The following is a 21,865-nucleotide window of genomic DNA, read 5'->3' on the forward strand; positions in this document are numbered from 1 at the left end:
AAAGTAAGAAGCTGGTCAGAACGCTGCGTTCAAGCCAATATTGAAGAAGCGGGTCTGGGGGGTGCCGCCGATGTTCATTTCCATAATCTGCCGGGCTTTGGCCAGGGTAAGCAGGTCGGACCCGCTGGCATAGATGGTCAGATCGCGGATGAACTTAACGGGCAGCGCCTGGCCGGGTAAGGCGTAGGTAACCTGTACTTTAGCCAGGTTGAAGCGGTTGTTGCGATAGAGCCAGAAGTCCGACGTGCGAATGTTGTTATCGTTGTTGAGGCTGGTGAGCCGGGGGTAGGTGGCCGTTTCTTTCGTGTCGGGCGTCCAGCGATCACGAACGGCTGCCGAATATTTGTCGTCGCCCCGGATCCAGAAATACGAACTGTTCTTCTGCGAGAAGGCCCCGTTGTTGCCGGTAGCGATGGTGAACACCGTCCAGTTTTTCCACCTGGCCGTCAGGTGCAGACCAAAGGTCAACGGAGAGCCATTCCAGCCCGCCCGGCCCAGGTATACCTCATCGCGACTGTCGATCAGGTTGTCGCCGTTCTGATCTACGTACTTGATATCGCCGGGTTTAACCTGGCCGAACGTTTGGGTGGGGTTGCTGGCGATGTCGCTTTCGTCGGCGAAGAGGCCGTTGCTCCGCAGCCCGAAAATGGCGTCGAGCGGCTTGCCCACCCGGTTCTGATAAGCGTTCTCGTAGTTTTCGGCGCGCTTGATCACCTTCGAGTTGTAAACGGTTCCGGTCAAGCCGACCGTCCAGGCCACCTGACCCAGCTGCTTGTTCAGGCTCAGGTTGACATCCAGGCCGTTGCGCTGGTCGTTGTTGTAATTGATATACGGAATAAATGAGCTCTGGGGGAAACCGGTCACGAAGTAGTTCGGGTAGATGGAAGCCGCCTGGGTCACGATGCCATCCATCCGGCTGATGAAGTAATTGGCTTCCAGCGTCAGCAGTTGTCGGAAGAGCGAGGCTTCGACCCCAACGTTGATATCTTTCCGCTGCGCAAAGAAAAGGTCGTTGTTCTCGCCCCGGCGCGAATCGGTTGTGCGGGTCAGGGTGCCGTCGCGCCAGCTGTACCAGGTCCCGTCGGCATGGGTAAAGAGGCCCTTGTAGAGGTAATAGCCCGGAATGTCGAGATCAGTATGCAGGATACCCGCCGATGCGGTCAGTTTCAGGTTGTTGACAAACGACGCACCCGCCATGAAGGGCTCATCGCTGATCCGCCAGCCCGCCGACAGGGTGGGAGAGAAGGCCTGCCGGTTGCCCGGGGGCAGTTTGGCCGAATGCAGCACGGCCCCGCTGAAGTCGAGGTAATAGCGCTGCCGATAGGTATAGGCCAGCTGTAAGCCCAGATTCACGTGGCTTTGTGATTTGTGGTAAACGCTGGTCTCCGCCCGCTGGTGGCCGGTGCCGACCAGAATGGCGTTGATGTTATGGACGTTGTTGATTCGTCTGAGGTAGTTGAACTGACCCGAGAAGAAGATCGTCTGTTGCCGCCAGCTGTTGCTGACGTTCTGCGCCCCGTTTTTGCGGTCTTCGCCGAACTTCTGCAGGCTGCTGATCATGTCGTTCCCGGCATAGCTGTTCCAGGTCGGCGCATAAATCGCGTACTGATCGTTGAACGACAGGTTGTACGACGTGGAGTAGTCGACCCCGATGCGCGTACCGAACGACAGCCCCGGCAGGGCTTTACGCAGGTCTACGTTGATGGCGCTCGTGAACTGGAACTGGCGCGTGGTTCCCTTGTTGTACCCGGCTGCGTACATGTCGGCGAAGGGGTTCGTCAGGTGCTGCTGGGTGCCGCCCAGGAGGTACTTGCCATCGATGAGGTAGTTGCTGTTCTGCACCTGAAGCTGGGTGAGCTGATCGCTTTCTTCGATCATGCTGATCGGGATCAACGGCGAGTAGCGGTAGGGGCGTAAGGTTGCGGCACTACTCCAGTAGTTGCCATGCGCAAAGCGGTTGTTGCCGAAGATGGCCGTGGCGTCTACCGATGTACTGATGTAGTCGGTGAGCCGTACGTCAATGTTTCCGCGGACGTTGAGCCGGGTATTGTTGTCGTTTTTGGCCTCGCCCACGTTCAGCAGGGAGTTTGAGTGAACAAATCCGATGTTGGTATAGAACCGGGCCCGGTTGTTGCCACCCGATATTTCGGTGAAAGCGTCGGTTCGGTTATACGCTTTCCGGAGGTACTCGGGCGAGTAATAGTTGACGTCCGGGTAGCGGTAGGGATTGGTACCGGAATAATGGTTCCAGATGGTCTCCTGATTATAGAGGGGCTCCAGACCGTCGTTCCGGCGGGCTTCGTTGTACAAGGTCATGTACTCGGCCGAACCGAGGTAATCCGGGTAACCCTTGGGCACGTGCAGCCCCGTATTGACCCGAACGTTGATCCGTTTCTCGTTGGCAACGCCCCGTTTGGTGGTAATCTGGATAACCCCTTTGGCCGCCCGGCTTCCGTACAGGGCGAGGGCAGCCGCGCCTTTCAGGACCGTGATCTGCTCAATTTCGGTCGGGTGAATATCGGTGGTGGCCGAGCGGGGTACCCCGTCAATCAGCACCAGATACTCGCCCATGCCCCAGATGTTGCCGTTGAACCCGGCCGCAAAGGCACTCAGGTTGTCCAGCGCGCCGGTTGTGTAGTTCTTTTGCAGCAAGCCCGGCAGATTAACCACGGCTACCCCGCCCAGCAGGTCTTTTTTGGGCACTGTGCGGAAGGCCACATTAACCAGGCTGGCGTTGTCGTCAATACCGGCCAGCACGATATCCTGCATGTTGGTGTCGGCCTGGGCAACCTGGTCCTGGTAGCCCTCGGCCGATACGAGCACGGTCGATTTGGGCGCCAGGGTCAGCGAAAATGCACCGAGACTATCGGTCTTGGTTTTCACCTGGCCGGCATTGGCGCTGATGAAGGCACCCCGCAAAGGCTTACCCTCTGCATTCCGAACAACCGACCTGACCTCGACTTTCGGATTGGTCTGCGCCCTGGCGCCTGCACTGTAGAGTGCCAGCAACGAACAAACCGTTGTGATGTAGACTAACTGTTTCATGAGGATGGTTTGGAAAGCCTGCCAACACCGCCATACCTGATTCGAGTCATGGCACGGCCTGCTGTGTCCCCTTCCGGAGACACAAAAACGGATGTTGGCGGTGATACGCGGCTTAGAAAAGTTTTATCAATCAGGCGGTAGAGCCTGCGGTTTACCAGCCTGGATTTTGGGGAAAAGCCAGGTACATGCTCACGTCGACGACCTTCAGCGGTAGCCAGTAGTGTTTGCTGTTGAAGCGACGTTCCAGAATGATCCGCTCTTTCAGGTTGGCCACCTTCCCGTTGGGCGCCCGATCGAAATCGTGGGCCGTTTTCAGCGTATATGGACGCTCGGTGAGCAGCAGCCAGCGACGCAGGTCATTGAAGCGATGCCCCTCGAACGACAGCTCTACGGCCCGCTCCCGGATCAGTTCGCCCATGAAAGCCTCTTTCGAGCCCAGAAATTTGGCGTTCACATCCGCAACCCCCGCCCGGCGCCGAATCTTGTTGACGGCTTCGACGGCCGAAATGTAGCCCGGATAAGCACCCTGCGGGTTTCCGTAGGCATGCAGGGCCGCTTCGGCATACATCAGATAAACATCCGCCAGGCGCATATAACTCAGGTGGATGAAGTGCGACTGGTTATGCCCGTTATCGTCGTAGTTGGTCGTTCGGGGAATGAACTTACCATTCAGATAGCCGGTGCGGCTGCCGTTGTTCTCGTCGCGGTAGCTGCCTTTGGTAAACAGGTTGGCGTACCGGTGGGCTTCGCGGGTGGCCGAAATACCCTGTATCATTTTCACGCCGTCATAGATGATGTCTTTGTAAAAACGCGGATCGCGCCCTTTCCAGGGATCGGTCGGGTCGTAGCCTGACTCCGGATCGGCCTGCTCGGCATTCCTGATGGGAAGCCCGTTGGCCATACCGTAGTAGGTTACGTAGTTAGCCGTTGGCGAGAAACAGGTACTGCCGCCATTGAACAACACCCCCGCTACGTATTGCTCGTTCAGACCCCAGCGCGTAGCGCCACCATCATAGGCCGGCGACTGCATGATGGCTTCGGGAAAGCCCGGCACCCGCATACCCTGGTTCAGCGTGTAATACACACTCGACATCTCCGAGAAATTAGCGAGTTTGTGGTGTGTCTTACCACTTTCGCTCATCTGGAGCAGGGTAGCAAAGGCTTCGGCGGCCTTTTTGCTCAGGTCCGCATCGTAGGTTTTGCTACCCGTAGACGACCAGTTCATCAGCGGACTGGCCGCATAGAGGTAGTTTTTGCCCAGATACCCGTAAGCCATAATTTTGTTGATACGCAGCTGATTTTTCCCCAGCGTTCGTTTACCGGCATCCGTATCGTCCCAGTTTACGGGCAGCAGTTCGGCGGCTGCCTTGAAATCTTCGGCAGCCCGAAGGGCGGTTTGCTGATAGGTCAGGCGCGGCAGGTCCAGCTTCTGGTCGGCGGGTAGTACCTTGTCGATGTACGGAAGGCCCCCAAAGTAGGTCATGAGCTGAAAGTGGAACCAGGCCCGGAAAAAGAGCAGCTGACCTTTCACCAGGTTTTTTTCTTCCGGGGTAGCATCGGAGAGCCGTTCGATATTCTCCAGACCCATATTGGCTTTCCGGATACCATACCAGGCAAGGGGCCAGAACCGTTTATTGAAGCGGTTGGTCTGATCGAGCGTATTGCCGGGACCGTCCATCCAGCCCGCACCCCAGCCGTCGTTTTCGCGCTGCCAGCCCCAGAAATCGCCGTTGTCGATCTTGTAGCCGTAGAACCAGGTCGCGCCAGCCACAATGATTTCGTCTTCGCCCCAGTTGAACGAGTTCTGCCAGTAGAACTTAGACGACTCCGGTATGCAGTAATAGAGTTCTTCGACGAAGCCCTGAAAATTGATAAAGTTCTTGAAGGCGTCGGTAGACGAAACTGTCGACTGATTTTCCCGGTCCAGATAATCGCTACAGGAGGGCAGCACGAAGAGCATCGCGGCCAATCCGAGCCAGCCAATCGTTTTTGTTATTCGTTTCATGAGTCAGCCGTGAGTTACAGGGTAATGTTTAGTCCGAAGTTGTATCGCTTTACCGTGGGGTACGCACCCTGGGCGGCCCAGCCCGTTCCGGCAAAGTTCGATTCGCGGTCGTCGGGCATCCGGGTCCAGAGCCAGAGGTTGTTTCCGTTGGCGTAAACGCGCAGCGAGCGCATGCCAAACCGTTCGATCCAGCCCCGGTTGAAGGTGTAGGCGACTTCGGCGTTTTTCAGCCGCAGGTACGACCCGTCGTACATGTAGAAATTGCCGTAGGTGGATGGGTCGGTGGCGGTCATCAGCCGCGGCAGGGGCGAGTTGGCCGTCGGGTTTTCCTTCGACCAGTATTCACCCTGGTCATAGACGGTGTTCATCCGGGAGCCGAAGCTGGTGAAAACGACCTGGCGGGTTACGTTATTGACGCCGTAGAACTGCGCGAAGGCGCTAAATCCTTTCCACTCAAAACCAACGGTGCCGTTGTAGGTGTTCTGTGGTCGCTCGGGAAACCCGTACGGGATGTTGTCGTAGGTGTCGATGCGGCCGTCGCCGTTGAAGTCGACGATCTGGAAGTTGCCCGGTAGCTTTTGCCGGTCGTTGGTGTTCTGTTCGGTGCTGGCATACAGCTCATCCCAGTTGTTGTAGTACCCGTGGCTGACGTACGAGTAGGTCTGACCAATCTGTTTGCCCTCGCTCTTGCGGTAGTCAGGCAGCAGGCTCGGGTTGTCGGCTTCGATGATCCGGTCTTTGGCGTGGGTCATGTTGGCATTGGCCCAGAGTCTGATGCCGTTGGTGAGCTGGTGATTGACCTTTACTTCCAGCTCGTACCCTTTCACCCGAACTTTACCCAGGTTCGCGACGGGGGCGTTGGTGCCGAAGTAAGATGGTATCGCGCGCGACCCGCCAGCGATGAGGATATCGGTTCGGTAGTCGTTGAAATAATCGACACTACCCGAAACGGTGCCGTTGAACAGGGAGAAGTCAGCTCCCAGGTTGGTTTTTGTTACCGTTTCCCAGTGTACCGATGGGTTCCCTACCGATGACTCCCGATACCAGACGTAGGGGCTCACGTCGGAGTTGTTCTCCCCGATTTTGGCCTGTCCGGTATAGGCCCACTGGGTCATGTACAGCCACCGCTGGTTGATATTGTCATCCCCGATTTTCCCGTACGACACCCGTAGTTTCAGCAGATCCAGAAACTTGGCCCGCTTGAAAAAAGCCTCTTCAGACAAGAGCCAGCCTACCGCACCCGACGAGAAAAAATGGAAGCGGTTTTCTTTGCCGAACTTTTCCGATCCGTTATAGGCGCCGTTCACTTCGGCGAAATACTTACCCGCATAGTCGTAGGTGGTACGGAATACCCAGTCTTCGCGGTAGTTGGGAATCTCACTGCCGGCCGCCCGGTCCTCGCGGCTGAACAGCCCCATGGCGGTGCCGGTGTGCTTACCCCAGGTCTTGTTGTAATTCAGCTTGAGCTGGTAAAACAACCGTCGGTACGTAGCCCCGTTATCCATCGTGCCCGCCTGGGGAGCCCATCGGATGGCTTCCTGAAAGTCGAACATATTGGCCGCATAGTAGGTGAACCGGTAGCGCGACTCGCCGGTAGCGGGATCGATCCACTTGGTTTGCGGATCGTTGTAGAGATCGTTGATACCCCGCTGGCTTTCCACGAAGGTGTTGTCCCACGAAACCGTACCCGACGTGCTCAGACCGTTCATGACCATCTTCAAATCCTGATTCAGGGTAAAATCAGTGGTGATCCGGCTGGTGGTCCGCTTCATGATCCCGCTGCGGGCCAGGTTCAGCACGGAGTTGGTGGCGGCTACCGGGTCCTGGGCGTAGTACCCCCAGGTGCCGTCGGAGTAGCGGGGCAGCATCGCATCGGGTGCTACGCCATACGCCCCCTGCCACATATCGTACTCCCCACCGGTAGCGCCCCACGGACTCTTCTTCACTCCGTTTGAGCTGGACAGGTTGGTGATGAGCAGGGTAGTGGGCGTCAACTGAAAGTCAAGGTTGGTCCGAACGTTGACCCGGTTGAACCCGTAGCCTGCCTGATAGCCCCGGTTGTTGTTCCATTCCTTGAAAATGTCGCCATCCATCAGCACATCCGCCGATGCAAAATACTTGACGAACGACGTACCCCCCGACACGTTGAGGTTGGCGCTGTACGACTTGGTAACCGGCTTGAACATCTCCTTGGCCCAGTCTACGTTCGGGTAGCGCTCGGCTTCGGCCAGGTTGGCCGGGTTCCGGTATTTATCGAGGATCTCGTACGGCGTGTAAGTAGCCCAGCCCGCCGACTCCAGCCCGAGCTCGTTTTCGATAACCCGGTTCCGGATGCTTCGGGCATCGTAGGAGTCATACTTATTGGGCAATGCCGAGGGTACTTTCAGCGTGTAATCGGCTCGCACGTTGATGGTCGCTTTGCCTTCTTTACCCCGCTTGGTGGTAATCAAAATAACCCCGTTGGCACCTTTAACCCCAAAAACGGCCGTCGCCGACGCATCTTTCAGCACAGAAATCGTTTCGATCGATGAGATATCCACGCTGTTCATGGGCCGCTCGATCCCATCGACCAGAATCAGGGGCGAACTATTGTTCCAGGAGCTCAACCCCCGAATAAGGATACGCGGGTCTTCCTCGCCGGGCATACCCGTGCTGGAGGTGGTGATGACACCCGGTACGTTACCCGTCAGGGCAGACCCTACGCTGTAGACACCTCCCGCACGCTCAAGCACCTTACCCGTGGTCTGGGAGATGGCTCCGACAACGCTTTGTTTTTTCTGCTGAGCGTAGCCGACCACAACCGTTTCGTCGAGGGTGATGTCGCTCCCGGTCAGTACGACCTTCAGGCTACTCCCTTTATCTACAGCCACTTCCTGCGCTTTCGATCCCAGGTAAGAGACCGCCAGGGTTTGCTTACCCGCCGGAATCCTGAGGCTGAACTCCCCATTGACATCGGTAGTGGTTCCGGTCATCGTATTCTTCAGGATCACATAGGCGCCAAAAAGCGGCTTCTGGTTTTCATCCAGAACGACCCCTTTAACCGTTTGACTTTCCTGCGCTAGCGCTACCTGGCTGCCCAGAATCAAGCCGATCCACAAGGCTAAAAAAGCCATCAGTCGGGTTTTCTGCACTCCATTTTTTGGAAATCGGACTGCGTACTGTATAGTTTTGATCATTTCACTTCCGTTGAATTACAGTGATCGGATATATTGATTAATTCAAACAGAACTCTGTGACTTTTTTCTGCTCTGTTCAACGTGAACGATGCATCTGGTTGTAAGGCTGATTAGTCGCATAGAAGAGGTTGGGTTTAGGAGTTAATAAATTAAATAATACAAAAAGTCATAGAAATAAATGACTGTCAGGGTGATCTGTTTATTGGTTTGGAACGATTATGTAGTAATGGAATAGGAAGCTACATGTAACCGGGTAGTTAATTCATGTATGCGATATTTTGACAGGTCAATTCTCTATCAAAAACAAATAATAAGTAGCGCAGTTAATTAGATAGTCGTTACAAAAAAAATCCAGTTCAATGGTTTTTCCGGGTTGTAGTTAGGGTACAGCAATACAGGTCTGTCTCGTTATGTGTTGAAATGACACAATTATGGAGCAGCACAACCCTTGCCTATAAAATGTGGAGGCTAACGAATCGGGTAAGTCTTACAAAATCTTACTATTACCTTATTTCGCTGGCTTGTCAGACTATCCTGCCCGAAACCCGAGGTCAAAAGTATATTAGCATAATGCTATATGAGACACGGTCATGTTACACGTTCAATTGCCTATGTTACATTCTTATAAAATTAATCATATAAAGTGCCTTTTTAAGCCATTTAAGAGGTTTGCTACTAGACACAAACTCGCTTTTTGGCAATACGATGGCGTTGTTACAAGGGGAACGCAACAGATTAGTTAACCAGATGCCCTGTTCCTATGGTAACGAAATCGGGTCTGTTCAGTGACAACCTGGTCAAGTCCCTGAACAAGTACGGAGATAGAGCCGCTTTACTCTTTCTGATCAGTCTGCTCGATCAGGCGATGGTTGCGTATAGTTATGCTCATTATAATTGCGCTGAAAAAGTATAAGCTAAAGTGTAGATAAATTTTGTGCCGCAGGTAAGCTCATCCGATAATCGGTCCTGCTACAGTAGTGTTGTTAAAAATTGACGCATTCAGTTAAAAATAAAATGGTAACCTATTGTGAATATATTAAGAAGCAAGAGCGGTATTATGTATTGTCTTTATTTTCACTTTACATGTTAACCTAGATAATTGCCTTACTTTCGTGTTGGTTTTATTGTGATAAATACAGAACAATAGACTTGTTTAGATAAGCCTGTTGTGCTGTATTTATCGATCTGGCTATTACTTACTCCATTTAAATAGATATCCAGAGAATAGAGTCAGTTTACCTAGTGTGATTTTTTGTTTTTCAACCCAACGGTGATCCGTAAATTTTGATACACCACTAACCGAAAAGCTCGTTACTACTTACTTTTTTATCTGGATTATTTTATCATTATCGGTTTGGCTCCAGTCAATTAGCCGTTAGTGCGGGTCAAAACCAACCGTAGCGGGATAGTTTGCCTGCCGGAGTTGATCAGATGCTTTTGCCGGTGAAGAGCCCTGCTGACCTCGCTAGCGAGCCCGGCCTTACCATCTGCAGTTGCTAATACAGATCCAGCGACTTAGGCCGGTGCTCTCCAACCGACAAGCGGTAAGTTGATAGCAACGAGCCAACGTGTGAGATTAAAAAAGGTCTGTATTGTTTTATCATCGTCAACCCTACCTGATTCTTAAACGCCGGACCAATTATGGCGTCGACAGAATGGATCGACGCAATTCTACATATCTATCATGATTATAGATTTAACAGGTATACATACTAAATCCGCTTTTCACCGGCTTGTCAAAGAAAGACTGGGCTTCCCGGACTGGTATGGCGTGAGCTGGGACGCTTTTTGGGATTGCATTGTCGCCGTGGTCGATATGCCGGCCGAGCTAATCCTGACCAACTGGAACGAGTTTGCCCGTCTGTGTCCGCGTGATATGGACATCTTACGCCAGGTCATCAAAGACTATGGCGAGTACATGGCGCCCCGGCGAATCGTTCTGGCCTGACAAACTCTTTTTGGGGCTTCCAGTCAGGTTCGTTTCCGGAAAGAGCCGGGTGTTTGGCCCGTATACTTCCTGAACTGCTTACAAAAATGGCTTTCGTCAGTGTAGCCAAACTCATCGGCTATCTCGGCCAGTGTCAACGGGCTGTATAGCAGGCGGGCCTCGATGAGTTTTATTTTGTGTTTCACGATGTACTGCTTCAGGGATTCGCCCGTCTGTTTCTTGAAAAAGAGGCTTATGTAGGCGGGAGCGTAGTGAAACACATCGGCCAGGTGATCGATGGTTAGTTTATCAGGCTGGTAAATATGCTGGCGGATGTACATCAGGATCGCTTCTGCCGAGTCGTTGGTCTGGGTTCTGGCGGGTGTCTGGCTGAACAGGTTGCGGGCCAGGATCATCAGCATACTCCGTAACAGACTATCTCGTATGATGGTAAAGTAGGGCGCCTGATCCCGTTTGTTTTCCTCCTCCAGAACAGCCAGCAGGTTGTGTAATTTTTGCTTCTCCTGTTTGTCAGCAACGAGGGTGCCGCGACTCTGGGAAGAAGTGGAGAGCAAGGTCTTTACGATGGATTGCCAGCCGTTGTCTTTTTCGCCGGAGGAGTGTCGATACACCGATTCGTTGAAGCGAATAAAGCAGAATTCGGTAGGTTCCCGGATGACGAAATCATGGTAGTCTTCGGGTCCCAGCAAGAACACATCCCCTTCGGTATAGTCGTAGGTATTGCCGTTGATGGTGTGAATGCCGTTCCCCCTGATTATAAAAATGATCTCGAAGTAGGTATGCTTATGGACCGCATGCTGCCAGGTGGTTGCCTCAAAGTGATAGATGTTAAACGGGGTATGAAGAATGTAGCGTTTCATGCAGGTCGGGGGTAAACGTAAACCTACCAATAAAGCATGGATTTTTACCATAACCCCAACTAAGGCCGGGCGTAGGTTTGCTGTATCGTCTGCAGATCGCCCGCTACGATTCCATGCTCATGAAATTATTGACTACACTGCTTATCGGCCTTTGTGCCCTGGGCTCTTTGCCGTCTCTGAATACACGCGATGAGTGGGTGCCCTTGCTGGATAAAAACCTGTCCAGGTGGGAGAATTACCTAAGCTTTGCGCATCGACCCGACTATAATGGAAATGTACCAAAAGACGCGTCGGGATCACCTATCCAACCCATTGGTTACAATAAAGACGACAACCGGGTTTTCTCGATCATCAACGACCCCGGCGGGCCTGTTCTACGGATAAGCGGGGAGAAGTATGGTTGCCTGTTTACCCGGGATTCGTATGAAAATTATCATCTCACACTGCAGGTCAAGTGGGGTAGCCAGAAATACGAACCCCGGCTCACCAAGTTGCGGGATTCGGGCATCCTCTACCATTCTATCGGCGAAGCGGGCGTAGAATACTGGCGGTCCTGGATGCTGTCGCAGGAATTTCAGATTATGGAAGGACACATGGGCGATTACTGGTGCCAGGCTAACTCCGCCATCGATATTCGTGCTTACCAATCGGAGGGGGTGATGAATCGGGTCGCTGATGACAAACAACCCTTTGTGGCCTTCAAAAAAGGAAGTGAGGCCTACTGCCTCCGGTCTGGTAACTACGAAAGCCCACCCGGCGAATGGACGAAGCTGGAGCTGATCTGCGTCGCGGGTAAAAGTCTGCACATTGTGAACGGGCACGTGGTTATGGTCCTCAAAGACTCCCGGTACACCAACGAGAATGGGCAGGATGTTCCCATGCGAAAGGGGCGAATTCAGCTGCAGAGTGAAGCGGCTGAAGTGTTTTTTAAGGACATTCGGATCAGGCCGTTAACAGCAATACCTACCGAATATGCAGGCTTATTCTGAATAGTCAGGCTGGTTCGGCCTGGCCGGACAGACACGAATGGGTGCGTGTCAGAAACGGGTTTCGACCTTCGTCCCATTTTTAACCCATTTCACCCCATTTTTTCATTTGGTACGTAGTTACCCGGTAATCTTGCTGGCATGATCGGTAACTACATCAAAACATCCAGCCGCAACCTATTGCGCAACAGGCTGTTCTCGTTTATCAACGTCGTTGGCCTGGCTATCAGTATGTCGGTGGGCTTGCTGCTCATTGCGTTTGTGATGGACCTGTGGTCGTATGACAGGTTCCACGAAAACGGCGATCGCATCTACCGCATTACCAGCGTGGCGACCTTCAACGGCGAACAGGCTGGCAAGTTTGGTACTACCTCCATCAAAACCGGTAAGCTAATTCGGCAGAAAGTGACCGGCGTCGACGACGTGGCGATCCTGCGTACCGACTTCTCACAGGACGCCCGGGTTGGTGACAATGTGCTGCCCGTCAAAGGGTTCTGGGCTGACCCATCGGTATTCAACATCTTCACCCTGCCGATGATTGAGGGGAATCCTGCCACCGCCCTGAACGAGCCGTACTCCATTGTTCTTACCGAGACCGCGGCCAGAAAGCTGTTCGGAGCCCAATCTGCTCTGGGCAAGTCGATCCGGTTCGATACCTTGAGTTATCGGGTGACCGGCATCCTGAAAGACGTCCCCTTTTTCTCGCACATCAGCTTCGAGGCCCTGGTCTCCCTGTCAACGGCCGAGCAACTCAACCGGAACAACGCTGACTTCGGGAAATGGACAAGCATGTCGTCGAATTACGTATACCTGCTGCTGCCTGAGGATGCAGACAGGGCCTCTATCCAATCCCAGCTCGACGCCCTGGCGAAGGCGGAAAACCTCGCCCAGGAAAACACCCGCATCGAGCTTGAGCTTTTGCCCCTGTACAGCATCGTGGTTGGTGAAACCCTCCGTCAGTCCGAAGGGGGGCCGGGCTCCGTGGGTCCACACATGCCTCTGGCGGTACTGTGGATACTGGGCGGGCTGGCGCTGGTGGTGATCCTGTCGGCCTGTTTCAACTACACCAACCTCTCGGTTGCCCGGGCCATGCGACGCTTCAAGGAGGTGGGTATCCGCAAAGCCATCGGTGCCGGCAGAGACCAGGTCTGGCAGCAATTTCTGGCCGAGGCCATCCTGATTTCACTGGCCGCTCTGCTGCTTTCCTTTTTCCTGTTTCTCCTGTTGCGGCCACAGCTGATCAGCCTGGCGCCGGAGATGCAGCGCACGGTAAAGCTTGACCTTACCCTGTCTATGGTCGTGGCGTTTGTTTTCTTTTCGGTTGCTGTTGGGGTTATAGCCGGTTTTCTGCCAGCCCTGTTCTTCTCCAAAGTCAGCGCCATCAACGCACTCCGTAATGTCTCATCGGTGAACCTCTTCAGGCACGTACCGCTCAGACGCGCTCTGGTTGTTACTCAGTATACGCTTACCCTGATTTTTATCACCGCAACCGCCATTGGCTATGTGCAGTATAAAGATATCCTCGCTTTCGACCTTGGATTCAGGACCGACAACATTCTGAACATCGATATGCAGGGTAATCAACCGGATGCGCTGATGAAGGAACTGGGCGAAATGCCCGAGGTAGCGGCCATATCCAGGTCCCTGATCGTGACGAGCGTGGGCAATGCCTGGGGCGGATTTATGAAATACAGTGATTCGCGTGACTCGGCGCTGGTCCTGACCAATCATGTCGATGAACAGTATATGGTGCTGCATGATCATAAGCTGCTGGCGGGGGGGAACTTCAAGGCACCACCGGCAACGGCCGCTGCCGCTACGGAAGTGATCGTGAACCAGCAGGTGCTGAAGCGGTTGAAAATTGCAGACAACCCGGACCAGGCCATCGGGAAGGAGATCACGTTCACCAATTTCAGCGGTACCCGCCGGATGACAATCGTGGGCGTCATCCGGGACTTTCACTACGGTAAGGTCGACAATCTCATCGAGCCGGTAGCATTCATGCCCTGGACCCCCGGCGACAGATCCATCATCAATGTTAAACTGCAAAGTGCTGACCTGCCGGCAACCCGGGCTAAAATAGAGTCGACCTGGAAAAAAATCGACCGGGTTCATCCGTTTCGGGCTGAGTTGTACGACGAAGCGATTGAAGAAGCGTACAGTGAATACTCGACCATGATCAAGATTATTGGCTTTCTGTCGATACTGGCCATCTCGATCGCATCCATGGGCCTGTTTGGCATGGTGGCCTTCACGACAGAAACCCGGCTCAAGGAAATCAGTATACGGAAGGTGATGGGCGCCAGTTCGGGAAGCCTTGTCTATTTGCTAAGCCGTGGTTTTCTGGTTCAGCTGTCGATAGCCGCGCTTATCGCCCTGCCCATTACGTACCTGTTCTTCGAGCGGTTTGTGCTCGCCAACTTCCCGTATCACAACCCTATCCGGCTTATCGAGCTATTGGGGGGCTTGCTGGTGGTGTGGGTAATCGCCTTGCTGATGATTGGATCTCAAACCATGAAGGCAGCAAAAACAAATCCGGTCGAAACCCTGAAAATGGAGTAGGGCTTAGTTTTGCCCGACCTTGATTGGTGTCAATCAGGCAAAACTGACCGGTAGGCGGCTGCTGTCATCCTGCGACAAACCCTGTTCCTGGCTACTCGTGAGGTGCTTAATCTGCCCCTGTTGATTGACCAGGAGTCCTATGGGCAGGTTTGTAAAGCCGGGCGGTTGTCTGCTGCAGTACGCATCGATCAACTGGACAAAGGCCGCCTGACTGACAGGCCCAAACTCACCCAGCTGAACAAGGACGAATCGATTGAGCAAGTAGTTAAAGAAGACCAGTTCCGCCCAGTGGTCCTGCCCGTTGACGGAAACAAACTGCCGCTGCCCTACAAAAGCGAAGCCAACGTAGCGGTCGAGCATAATTTTTTTGATGCTGGCCAGTCGGGTCCGGGTCGTTCCGCCAACGGCCGAGAGGGTAGGGGTATTTGTCTTCCCGATCGTATTACCAGTGGGCGAGCCAGGCAATAACCTGGTGTCGCCCAGAGCTACCTGGTAGTAATAGCGGGTACGAATCAGCCGCTGCATAAACCGCACCGTCCACCGTTCGTCAGCCGCCTGGTTGAGGTAAAATGACCGTTCCTGGAGGTTTTCCAGCTGCATTAGCACCCGGTAGTGTGACCAGGTCAGTTCAGTTCGAAGATGCTGTCGGAGGTTTATTAATTCTCTCCCATTTGTGGAGAGAATTGGAAACGCCAGAAAAAACTGCTTGAACCGCCACATATTAGGCAAGCTGTACCCTTTACCAAACGCCTGCGTTAGTTGTTCCGATAGGGATTCGATGAGGTGTATGCCGTAGTCAGCGCGCGCCTGCCCAGCCTGCTCAATCTCAACGATGATGCGACCGATGTGCCAGTAGGCTTCCACTAAGGCGAACTTCGGGAAAGGGGATGAGGCCTGTTCGGCAGCATCGACTAAAGTCCGTAGATACCGAAACAGCTCAATGGGTTCGTGATCGGAGTAGCTGGGAAGAGGAGCTGGCGGCATATTCATACGCTTGAATGGATAAAACTATACCGCAAATATGGGTATCCTGGCCAACTTACGAATAGCTTATGCAGCAAATAAGTATGGCGACCCGATACCGTTGACGCTCGGGTTCCACGGTATCGGGTCGCCATACTAAAGGACTTGTATGCGGAAGAAATAAGCCGGGCCGCTAGGGTGTAATAGCCGGAATACGCTGTTCAGTCACCATCCGGTTGAACTCGGGCACCTGCTGCTCAATAATTGTTTTTAACTTACCCAGCGCCGTTCCTACCTGCTTTTCGAGAGCTTCGTATACCACGTAGGAGGACTTTGTCGGCTTGGTCTCCGCCGATGAAACGACCGAACCAACTCCCGACAGTTTGTCATTTAACCGAATCGGGTAAGCCAGCGCATCCTGAATTGCTTTCGACTTGGGCTGCATCAGGGTAGACTCCAGCTCATCCAGTGACTCGAGCATCGGCTTGGTCACTTTTTTGAACTTCTCAGCCGTTTTGGGGTCTTTAACGTCTTTCATATAGCCGTTAATCTGGCTCCTGATCTGACGAATCTGATTGACGCCCTTGTGGGTTTCGGACAGTTTGCTGTTTATCTTCATCAATAGCTCAAACTGCTCTTTGTAATCGGCGTCAGTAATCGGCAAGCGCGGGTCTTTCCGTATTTCGATCGGTTGTTCGGCAACCAGCGAGTCGCCCAGCAGCATCCGAACTTTATACGCCCCGGGAACGACCTTAGCCCCTGTCCCCCGTCCTGTCCACATCACATTCGTTCCCTCAACCGGTGTCGCATCCGGATAGCGCATATCCCAGACGAAGACGTTCATGCCTGGCCGTGCGGACGCGCTTCCGGGTCGTTTCTGACCGGGATCGTCGTAGAACTCTTTAGCCACTTTCAGGGGTTGACCGCGCTTGTCTTTCAGGCTGGAGTAGGTGATAATTGTATCGCCTGCATTGGTCATGAACAGCAGTTTCAGCTCTTTATCGGGCTTGTTTTTCAGGTAGTATCGGACCAGTACACCGTTTGGTGCGTTTTCGCCCTGATCGACGGGCTCCCCCTCCTCAGCTGTTTGCGATCCGCCATCCATCCGATAAGCCGGGCGAGGTTTGTACAGATGCACCGTCTTGCCGGTTAGTCCGTCGCGCTGATCGGCCAGTTCATGCAGGGGGGTTATGTCGTCCATAATCCAGAACGACCGGCCGTGAGTAGCTACCACCAGGTCTTTATCCCGCTTGTGGATTTGCAGATCGCGGACGGGGGTAACGGGCAGATTCATGGACAGTTTATGCCAGAAACCGCCATCGTTGAACGACACATACACCCCCCGTTCAGTGCCCGCATACAGTAACCCAGGCTTGTTGGGGTCTTCCCGAACAACATGACAGTATTCGTCGGACGGAATGCCGCTGGTAATGAGCGTCCAGGTTTTACCGTAATCCGTTGTTTTGAGCAGATACGGCTTCCGGTCGCCCGACATGTACCGTTTGGCCGCCAGGTAGGCTTTGCCGGTGGTATGATCGGACGGGTGAACCATGCTCATGATCGCCCAGTCGGGCAGCATCGAACCGGGCGGTGTAATCGGTTGCCAGGTTTTAGCCCCATCGCGGCTGATGTGCATCAGTCCATCGTCGGAACCCGCCCAGAAAACGCCCTTCTCTACCGGCGACTCAGCCAGGGTGAAAATGGTCGGGAAAGTCTCCGCACCGGTGTTGTCTTTCGTAATGGGGCCGCCCGTGTCGCCCTGGGTTTTCGGGTCGTTGCGTGTCAGATCAGGGCTTATATCCTCCCACGAATGCCCGTAGTCCATGCTGCGGTGCACATATTGGGAGGTGACGTAGAGCGCTTTGCTGTCGTGCGGGGAAAAAACAATTGGAAAGGTCCACTGAAACCGGTATTTCCGATCAGACGACGGAGCCCCCATGCTATAATCGGGGTAAACATTGATCCGCTGGTTCTGGTCGGTGGCTTTGTCGTAGCGGGTGATCAGCCCGTCGTAGCTGCCGCCGAACGTCACCAGCGGGTTGTTCGGGTCCGACGTGATATAGCCAGATTCTCCGCCGGCTACCGAATACCAGGCACTAGGCCCAATGACATTGTCGGTGGTGCGGCTGGCAATCCGGATGGCGGAGTTGTCCTGCTGGGCACCGTAAAGATTATACGGGAAATCGTTATCAATGGACACGTGATAGAACTGGGCCGTTGGGATATCGACGTCCGAAAAAGTGGCCCCGCCATTGTAGGTTACTTCGGCCCCTCCGTCATCGGCAATGATGAAATTCTGCGGATTTTTGGGGTTCCACCAGATATCATGGGTGTCGCCATGATGAACCGCAATCCGCTGAAAGGTTTTGCCCCCATCGTACGACTTCAGCGCGTTCACGTTCAGGACAATGAGGCCGTTTTCGTTTTGCGGGTCGGCCGCCAGCATCATGTAATACCACGGCCGCTGCCAGAGGTTCTTATCCTCATTGATCAGCTGCCAGCTGTTGCCGGCATCATCGGAACGGTACAGTCCGCCCTTGGCGTTTTCGACCATGGCGTACAATCGGTTCGAGTTGGCGGGGGATACGGTTATACCGATTTTCCCCAGTAACCCTTTCGGCATACCGGGCCGTGTGTGCAGACTTGTCCAGGTATCGCCCCCATCGGTCGATTTGTACAGCCCACAGCCCGGCCCACCACTGCTCATCTTATAACTGTTTCGGTAAGCCTGCCACATCGACGCATAAACGATAGAGGGGTTGTTGGGGTCAAGCTCTACTACGGCTGCCCCCGTACTGTCGTTTTTGGCCAGAATATGTTTCCAGGTTTTACCCCCATCGGTCGTTCGGAAAACACCCCGCTCCTTGTTGGGAGCAAACGGATTGCCGAGGGCAGCCACGTAAGCTATGTCCGGATTTTGCGGATGTACTTCAATATTCCCGATCGCATCGGCCAGTTTCAGGCCCATATGCTTCCAGGTTTTTCCGGCATCGGTCGATTTATAGACCCCGTCCCCATTGGCGATATTGCTTCGGATGTCGGCCTCGCCCATACCGACGTAAATGATGTTCGGGTTGGAGGGAGCCACCGTTACGGCCCCGACCGAGCTGGACTGAAAGGCACTATCCGAAACAGGCATCCAGTTGGCGCCCCCATCTATGGTTTTCCAGACACCCCCGCCTGTAGCGCCGAAATAATAGGTAAGCGGCTGATCGGGGTGGCCCGCTGCTGCCAGAGAACGCCCGCCCCGGAATGGGCCAATATTGCGCCAGCGAAGCCCATTGAACAGACTATCGGATAGCTGTCTGTTAACTGCGGGACTCGATTTAGCCTTTCGCTGGGCCATGACCGGCTGTACGAGCAGCAAAGCGCTGACAACTGCTCCGGCGAGGAAAGTAAAGGGTTTATACATAAAGCTTAGGTTAGTGAAGCGAACGTAATTTTCGGTATCATTTTGCTGGAAACCGCACGCAATACAATGATTATTTTGTATACTTTGCAAAAGTAGGGTTAACAATATGAGATTTTTAAATAAAGCCAAATTTTATTGGTTTAAGTCCTACTTCCCTCCTCAACTTCCTCGTTAGACCGGTCAGTGTATGCGGAACCCTTTACTTCGTTGTTTACTTATTAGCGCTCCCTTCTTTTGCCAGGCACAGGCAATTATAGTACGGGATCAGGCTGACTCCTTACCGCTGGAGGGCGTAACGCTATCCAGCACCGACCGTAAAATGTCGGCCGTTACCGATGCCGCGGGCCGCGTTGATCTGGCCGATTTCAAAGGAGCCTCTACTATTGAGATCAGAACCCTGGGCTATCCGACGCTGAGGCTGAGTTATGATGAGTTAGCGAAACGTGGCCCGAGCCTGTACCTGCAGGCTTCGCCGGTTTCGTTGCAACAGGTTGTGGTAACCGCCAACCGGTGGCGGCAGTCGAGCCGGGAGGTTCCTTCCCGCATCATCCGAATATCAGCCCGGGATGTAGCCTTTCAGAATCCGCAAACGGCGGCCGATATGCTGGGTATTTCAGGAGAGGTTTTTATCCAGAAAAGCCAGCAGGGCGGAGGCAGTCCGATGATCCGTGGGTTTTCGACGAACCGACTGCTGATTACGGTAGACGGTGTGCGGATGAACACGGCCATTTTTCGCAGTGGTAACCTGCAGAACGTGATCTCACTCGACCCCTACGCCATTGCCAATACCGAAGTACTATTCGGCCCCGGTTCGGTCATGTACGGGAGCGACGCCATCGGCGGAGTGATGAGCTTTTACACCCTGACGCCCCAGCTGGGTGCCGGTACCACCCCTGCCGTTTCCGGAGGGGCAGCCCTGCGGTATTCGTCGGCCAACAACGAGCAAACGGGCCATGCCGATGTTAGCCTCGGCTGGAAAAAATGGGCCTTACTGAGCAGCGTATCCCATAATACCTACGGTGATCTACGCATGGGCAGCCACGGACCAGCCGATTATTTACGCCCCGAATACGTTGACCGGATCAACGGCGAAGATCGGGTTGTTCTTAACTCGGACCCGCGGGTTCAACGGCCTACTGGGTATTCGCAGATCAACCTCATGCAGAAAATACGCTTCCGGCCAACGGATCGCTGGGATATCAACTACGGATTTCATTACTCAACTACCTCCGATTATGCCCGGTACGACCGGTTACTCCGCTATCGTCGGGGTTTGCCCCGCTCGGCCGACTGGAAATACGGCCCCCAAACCTGGATGATGAACAATTTGACGGTCAGTCAGACCTCGGCCAATACACTATATGACCAGCTGACCGTCCGGCTGGCCCATCAGTACTTCGAAGAAAGCCGGATCGACCGGGATCTGAACGACGCGCAGCAACGAACCACCCGCGAGCAGGTACAGGCGCTTTCGGCCAACCTTGATTTTGACAAACGCATCACCGATCGGCAGCGGGTATTTTACGGACTCGAAGCCGTGTACAACGACGTCGTCTCAACGGCCAGCACCCTGAACATCAAAGCGAACAGCACCGTGGCCGGCGCCCCCCGGTATCCGGCGTCAAACTGGGCATCCTACGCAGCTTATCTTACCTACCAGCTAAAACTGAACGACCGGATAACCCTGCAATCGGGCCTGCGTTACAACCAGTTCAAGCTGAACTCCCAGTTCAAAACCGATTTTTATCCGTTTCCATTTACCTCCGCCCGGCTGAATAACGGCGCATTAACGGGCAGCCTGGGACTGGTTTATCTGCCCTCGGATACCTGGACGCTCAGCACCAATCTGTCAACCGGGTTCCGGTCGCCCAATGTCGATGATATTGGCAAAGTGTTCGACTCTGCGCCCGGGGTCGTGGTTATTCCCAACCCGTCGCTCAGTGCCGAATATGCCTATAACGCAGAAGTGGGTGCGGCTAAGCTCATCGGCAATCTATTGAAAGTAGATGTCACGGGATACTATACCCTGCTCGACAATGCCCTGGTTCGGCGCAATTTCAGGTTGAACGGCCGGGACAGCATCGTTTATAACGGTGAACTTAGCCAGGTACAGGCCATCCAGAACGCAGCCAAAGCGCGGGTCTATGGCCTGCAGGCCGGGCTGGAATTCAGTTTACCGGCTGGCCTCCGCCTGTCGTCCCAGTTTACGTATCAGAAAGGCGACGAGGAATTGGACGATGGCACGACTAGTCCCCTGCGCCACGCGGCTCCCTGGTTTGGCATAACCCGCCTGAGTTATACAACCCGGAAACTACGGCTCGAAGTGTATGCCGTATATAATGATGCGGTAACGAATGCGGAGCTACCCCAGGAAGAACTAGGTAAAGACTATATGTACGCCCTCGATGCGATGGGTAAGCCTTATACACCAGCCTGGTATACGCTTAACCTAAAAGGGCAGTATAGCCTTAACCGCTACCTCACGGTGAATGCAGGACTCGAAAATATCACCGACCAGCGCTACCGGCCCTACAGCTCAGGTATTTCCGCTGCGGGCCGCAACCTGATTATCTCCCTACGAGGCAGGTTCTAACCGTCGATACGCTACCGCCCATCGTTTGTTTGGATTACAGCAACGGAACCAAACTCCGGGTACTCTGCTGTAACCGCTTGCCCCGAGCAGGGGTGTAGTCACCAAAACCTGAACCTGAGTCAATATGTACAATACTATATTCTGCGTAAGTACCTCATCGTAGAATTATATTTTAACTAATACCGAATTTAATAGTATAATATATAGTATTTTGGCATTAAAAACAAATTAAATACGGAAAGTACTTGACAAGCCTATAGGGAACAGTATATTTGACATACTGTTAGTCGAATACGTCTTTCACCTTTTACGACA

10 protein-coding genes are annotated in these 21,865 nt (G+C 53.7%); 4 read left to right on the forward strand and 6 right to left on the reverse strand.

Features of this window, described 5'->3' with window-relative positions; all coding sequences use genetic code 11:
- Nucleotides 1–15 precede the first annotated feature (15 nt).
- The 3 genes from EQG79_RS25995 to EQG79_RS26005 all read right to left on the reverse strand — a co-directional run bounded on the left by EQG79_RS25995 (nt 16) and on the right by EQG79_RS26005 (nt 8,163).
- Complete coding sequence (locus EQG79_RS25995) at nt 16–3,045, reverse strand: SusC/RagA family TonB-linked outer membrane protein (protein ID WP_129605565.1); 3,030 nt, start codon at nt 3,043–3,045, stop codon at nt 16–18.
- Nucleotides 3,046–3,196: 151 nt separating this feature from the next.
- The gene (locus EQG79_RS26000) at nt 3,197–5,050 is read right to left on the reverse strand and encodes a RagB/SusD family nutrient uptake outer membrane protein (protein ID WP_077922958.1); all 1,854 of its coding nucleotides are present in this window, start codon (nt 5,048–5,050) and stop codon (nt 3,197–3,199) included.
- A gap of 14 nt (nt 5,051–5,064) precedes the next feature.
- Nucleotides 5,065–8,163 carry a SusC/RagA family TonB-linked outer membrane protein gene (locus EQG79_RS26005; RefSeq protein ID WP_129605567.1) on the reverse strand — a complete coding sequence of 1,033 codons (3,099 nt, stop codon included), beginning with the start codon at nt 8,161–8,163 and terminating at the stop codon, nt 5,065–5,067.
- Between the two features lie 1,747 nt (nt 8,164–9,910).
- Between EQG79_RS26005 and EQG79_RS26010 the strand changes: the two genes are divergently transcribed.
- Nucleotides 9,911–10,174 carry a barstar family protein gene (locus EQG79_RS26010; RefSeq protein ID WP_129605569.1) on the forward strand — a complete coding sequence of 88 codons (264 nt, stop codon included), beginning with the start codon at nt 9,911–9,913 and terminating at the stop codon, nt 10,172–10,174.
- A 23-nt stretch (nt 10,175–10,197) separates the two neighbouring features.
- Here EQG79_RS26010 and EQG79_RS26015 read toward each other — a convergent pair whose 3' ends face one another.
- Nucleotides 10,198–11,034 carry a helix-turn-helix domain-containing protein gene (locus EQG79_RS26015; protein ID WP_129605571.1) on the reverse strand — a complete coding sequence of 279 codons (837 nt, stop codon included), beginning with the start codon at nt 11,032–11,034 and terminating at the stop codon, nt 10,198–10,200.
- 119 nt (nt 11,035–11,153) lie between these two features.
- Here EQG79_RS26015 and EQG79_RS26020 point away from each other — a divergent pair, with 119 nt between their 5' ends.
- Nucleotides 11,154–12,023, forward strand: coding sequence for a 3-keto-disaccharide hydrolase (locus tag EQG79_RS26020; RefSeq protein ID WP_240699454.1), 870 nt, complete (start codon nt 11,154–11,156; stop codon nt 12,021–12,023).
- 138 nt (nt 12,024–12,161) lie between these two features.
- Entirely contained in the window at nt 12,162–14,582 is a 2,421-nt protein-coding gene (locus EQG79_RS26025; RefSeq protein ID WP_129605573.1) for an ABC transporter permease, read from the forward strand.
- A gap of 33 nt (nt 14,583–14,615) precedes the next feature.
- Here the strand turns inward: EQG79_RS26025 and EQG79_RS26030 are convergent, their stop codons facing one another.
- Both EQG79_RS26030 and EQG79_RS26035 read right to left on the reverse strand, forming a co-directional pair.
- Nucleotides 14,616–15,572, reverse strand: a complete 957-nt coding sequence (locus EQG79_RS26030; RefSeq protein ID WP_077922962.1) for a DUF1016 N-terminal domain-containing protein — start codon at nt 15,570–15,572, stop codon at nt 14,616–14,618.
- Between the two features lie 166 nt (nt 15,573–15,738).
- Nucleotides 15,739–18,957 carry a WD40/YVTN/BNR-like repeat-containing protein gene (locus EQG79_RS26035; RefSeq protein ID WP_129605575.1) on the reverse strand — a complete coding sequence of 1,073 codons (3,219 nt, stop codon included), beginning with the start codon at nt 18,955–18,957 and terminating at the stop codon, nt 15,739–15,741.
- Nucleotides 18,958–19,144: 187 nt separating this feature from the next.
- On the opposite strand from EQG79_RS26035, the gene EQG79_RS26040 reads away from it, so the two are divergent.
- Nucleotides 19,145–21,550: a TonB-dependent receptor plug domain-containing protein gene (locus EQG79_RS26040; protein WP_129605577.1), complete on the forward strand. Its 2,406-nt coding sequence runs from the start codon at nt 19,145–19,147 to the stop codon at nt 21,548–21,550.
- The last annotated feature ends 315 nt before the right edge of the window (nt 21,551–21,865 follow it).

The sequence above is a fragment of the Spirosoma sordidisoli genome (assembly GCF_004138325.1).
Classification (GTDB): Bacteria; Bacteroidota; Bacteroidia; order Cytophagales; family Spirosomataceae; genus Spirosoma; species Spirosoma sordidisoli.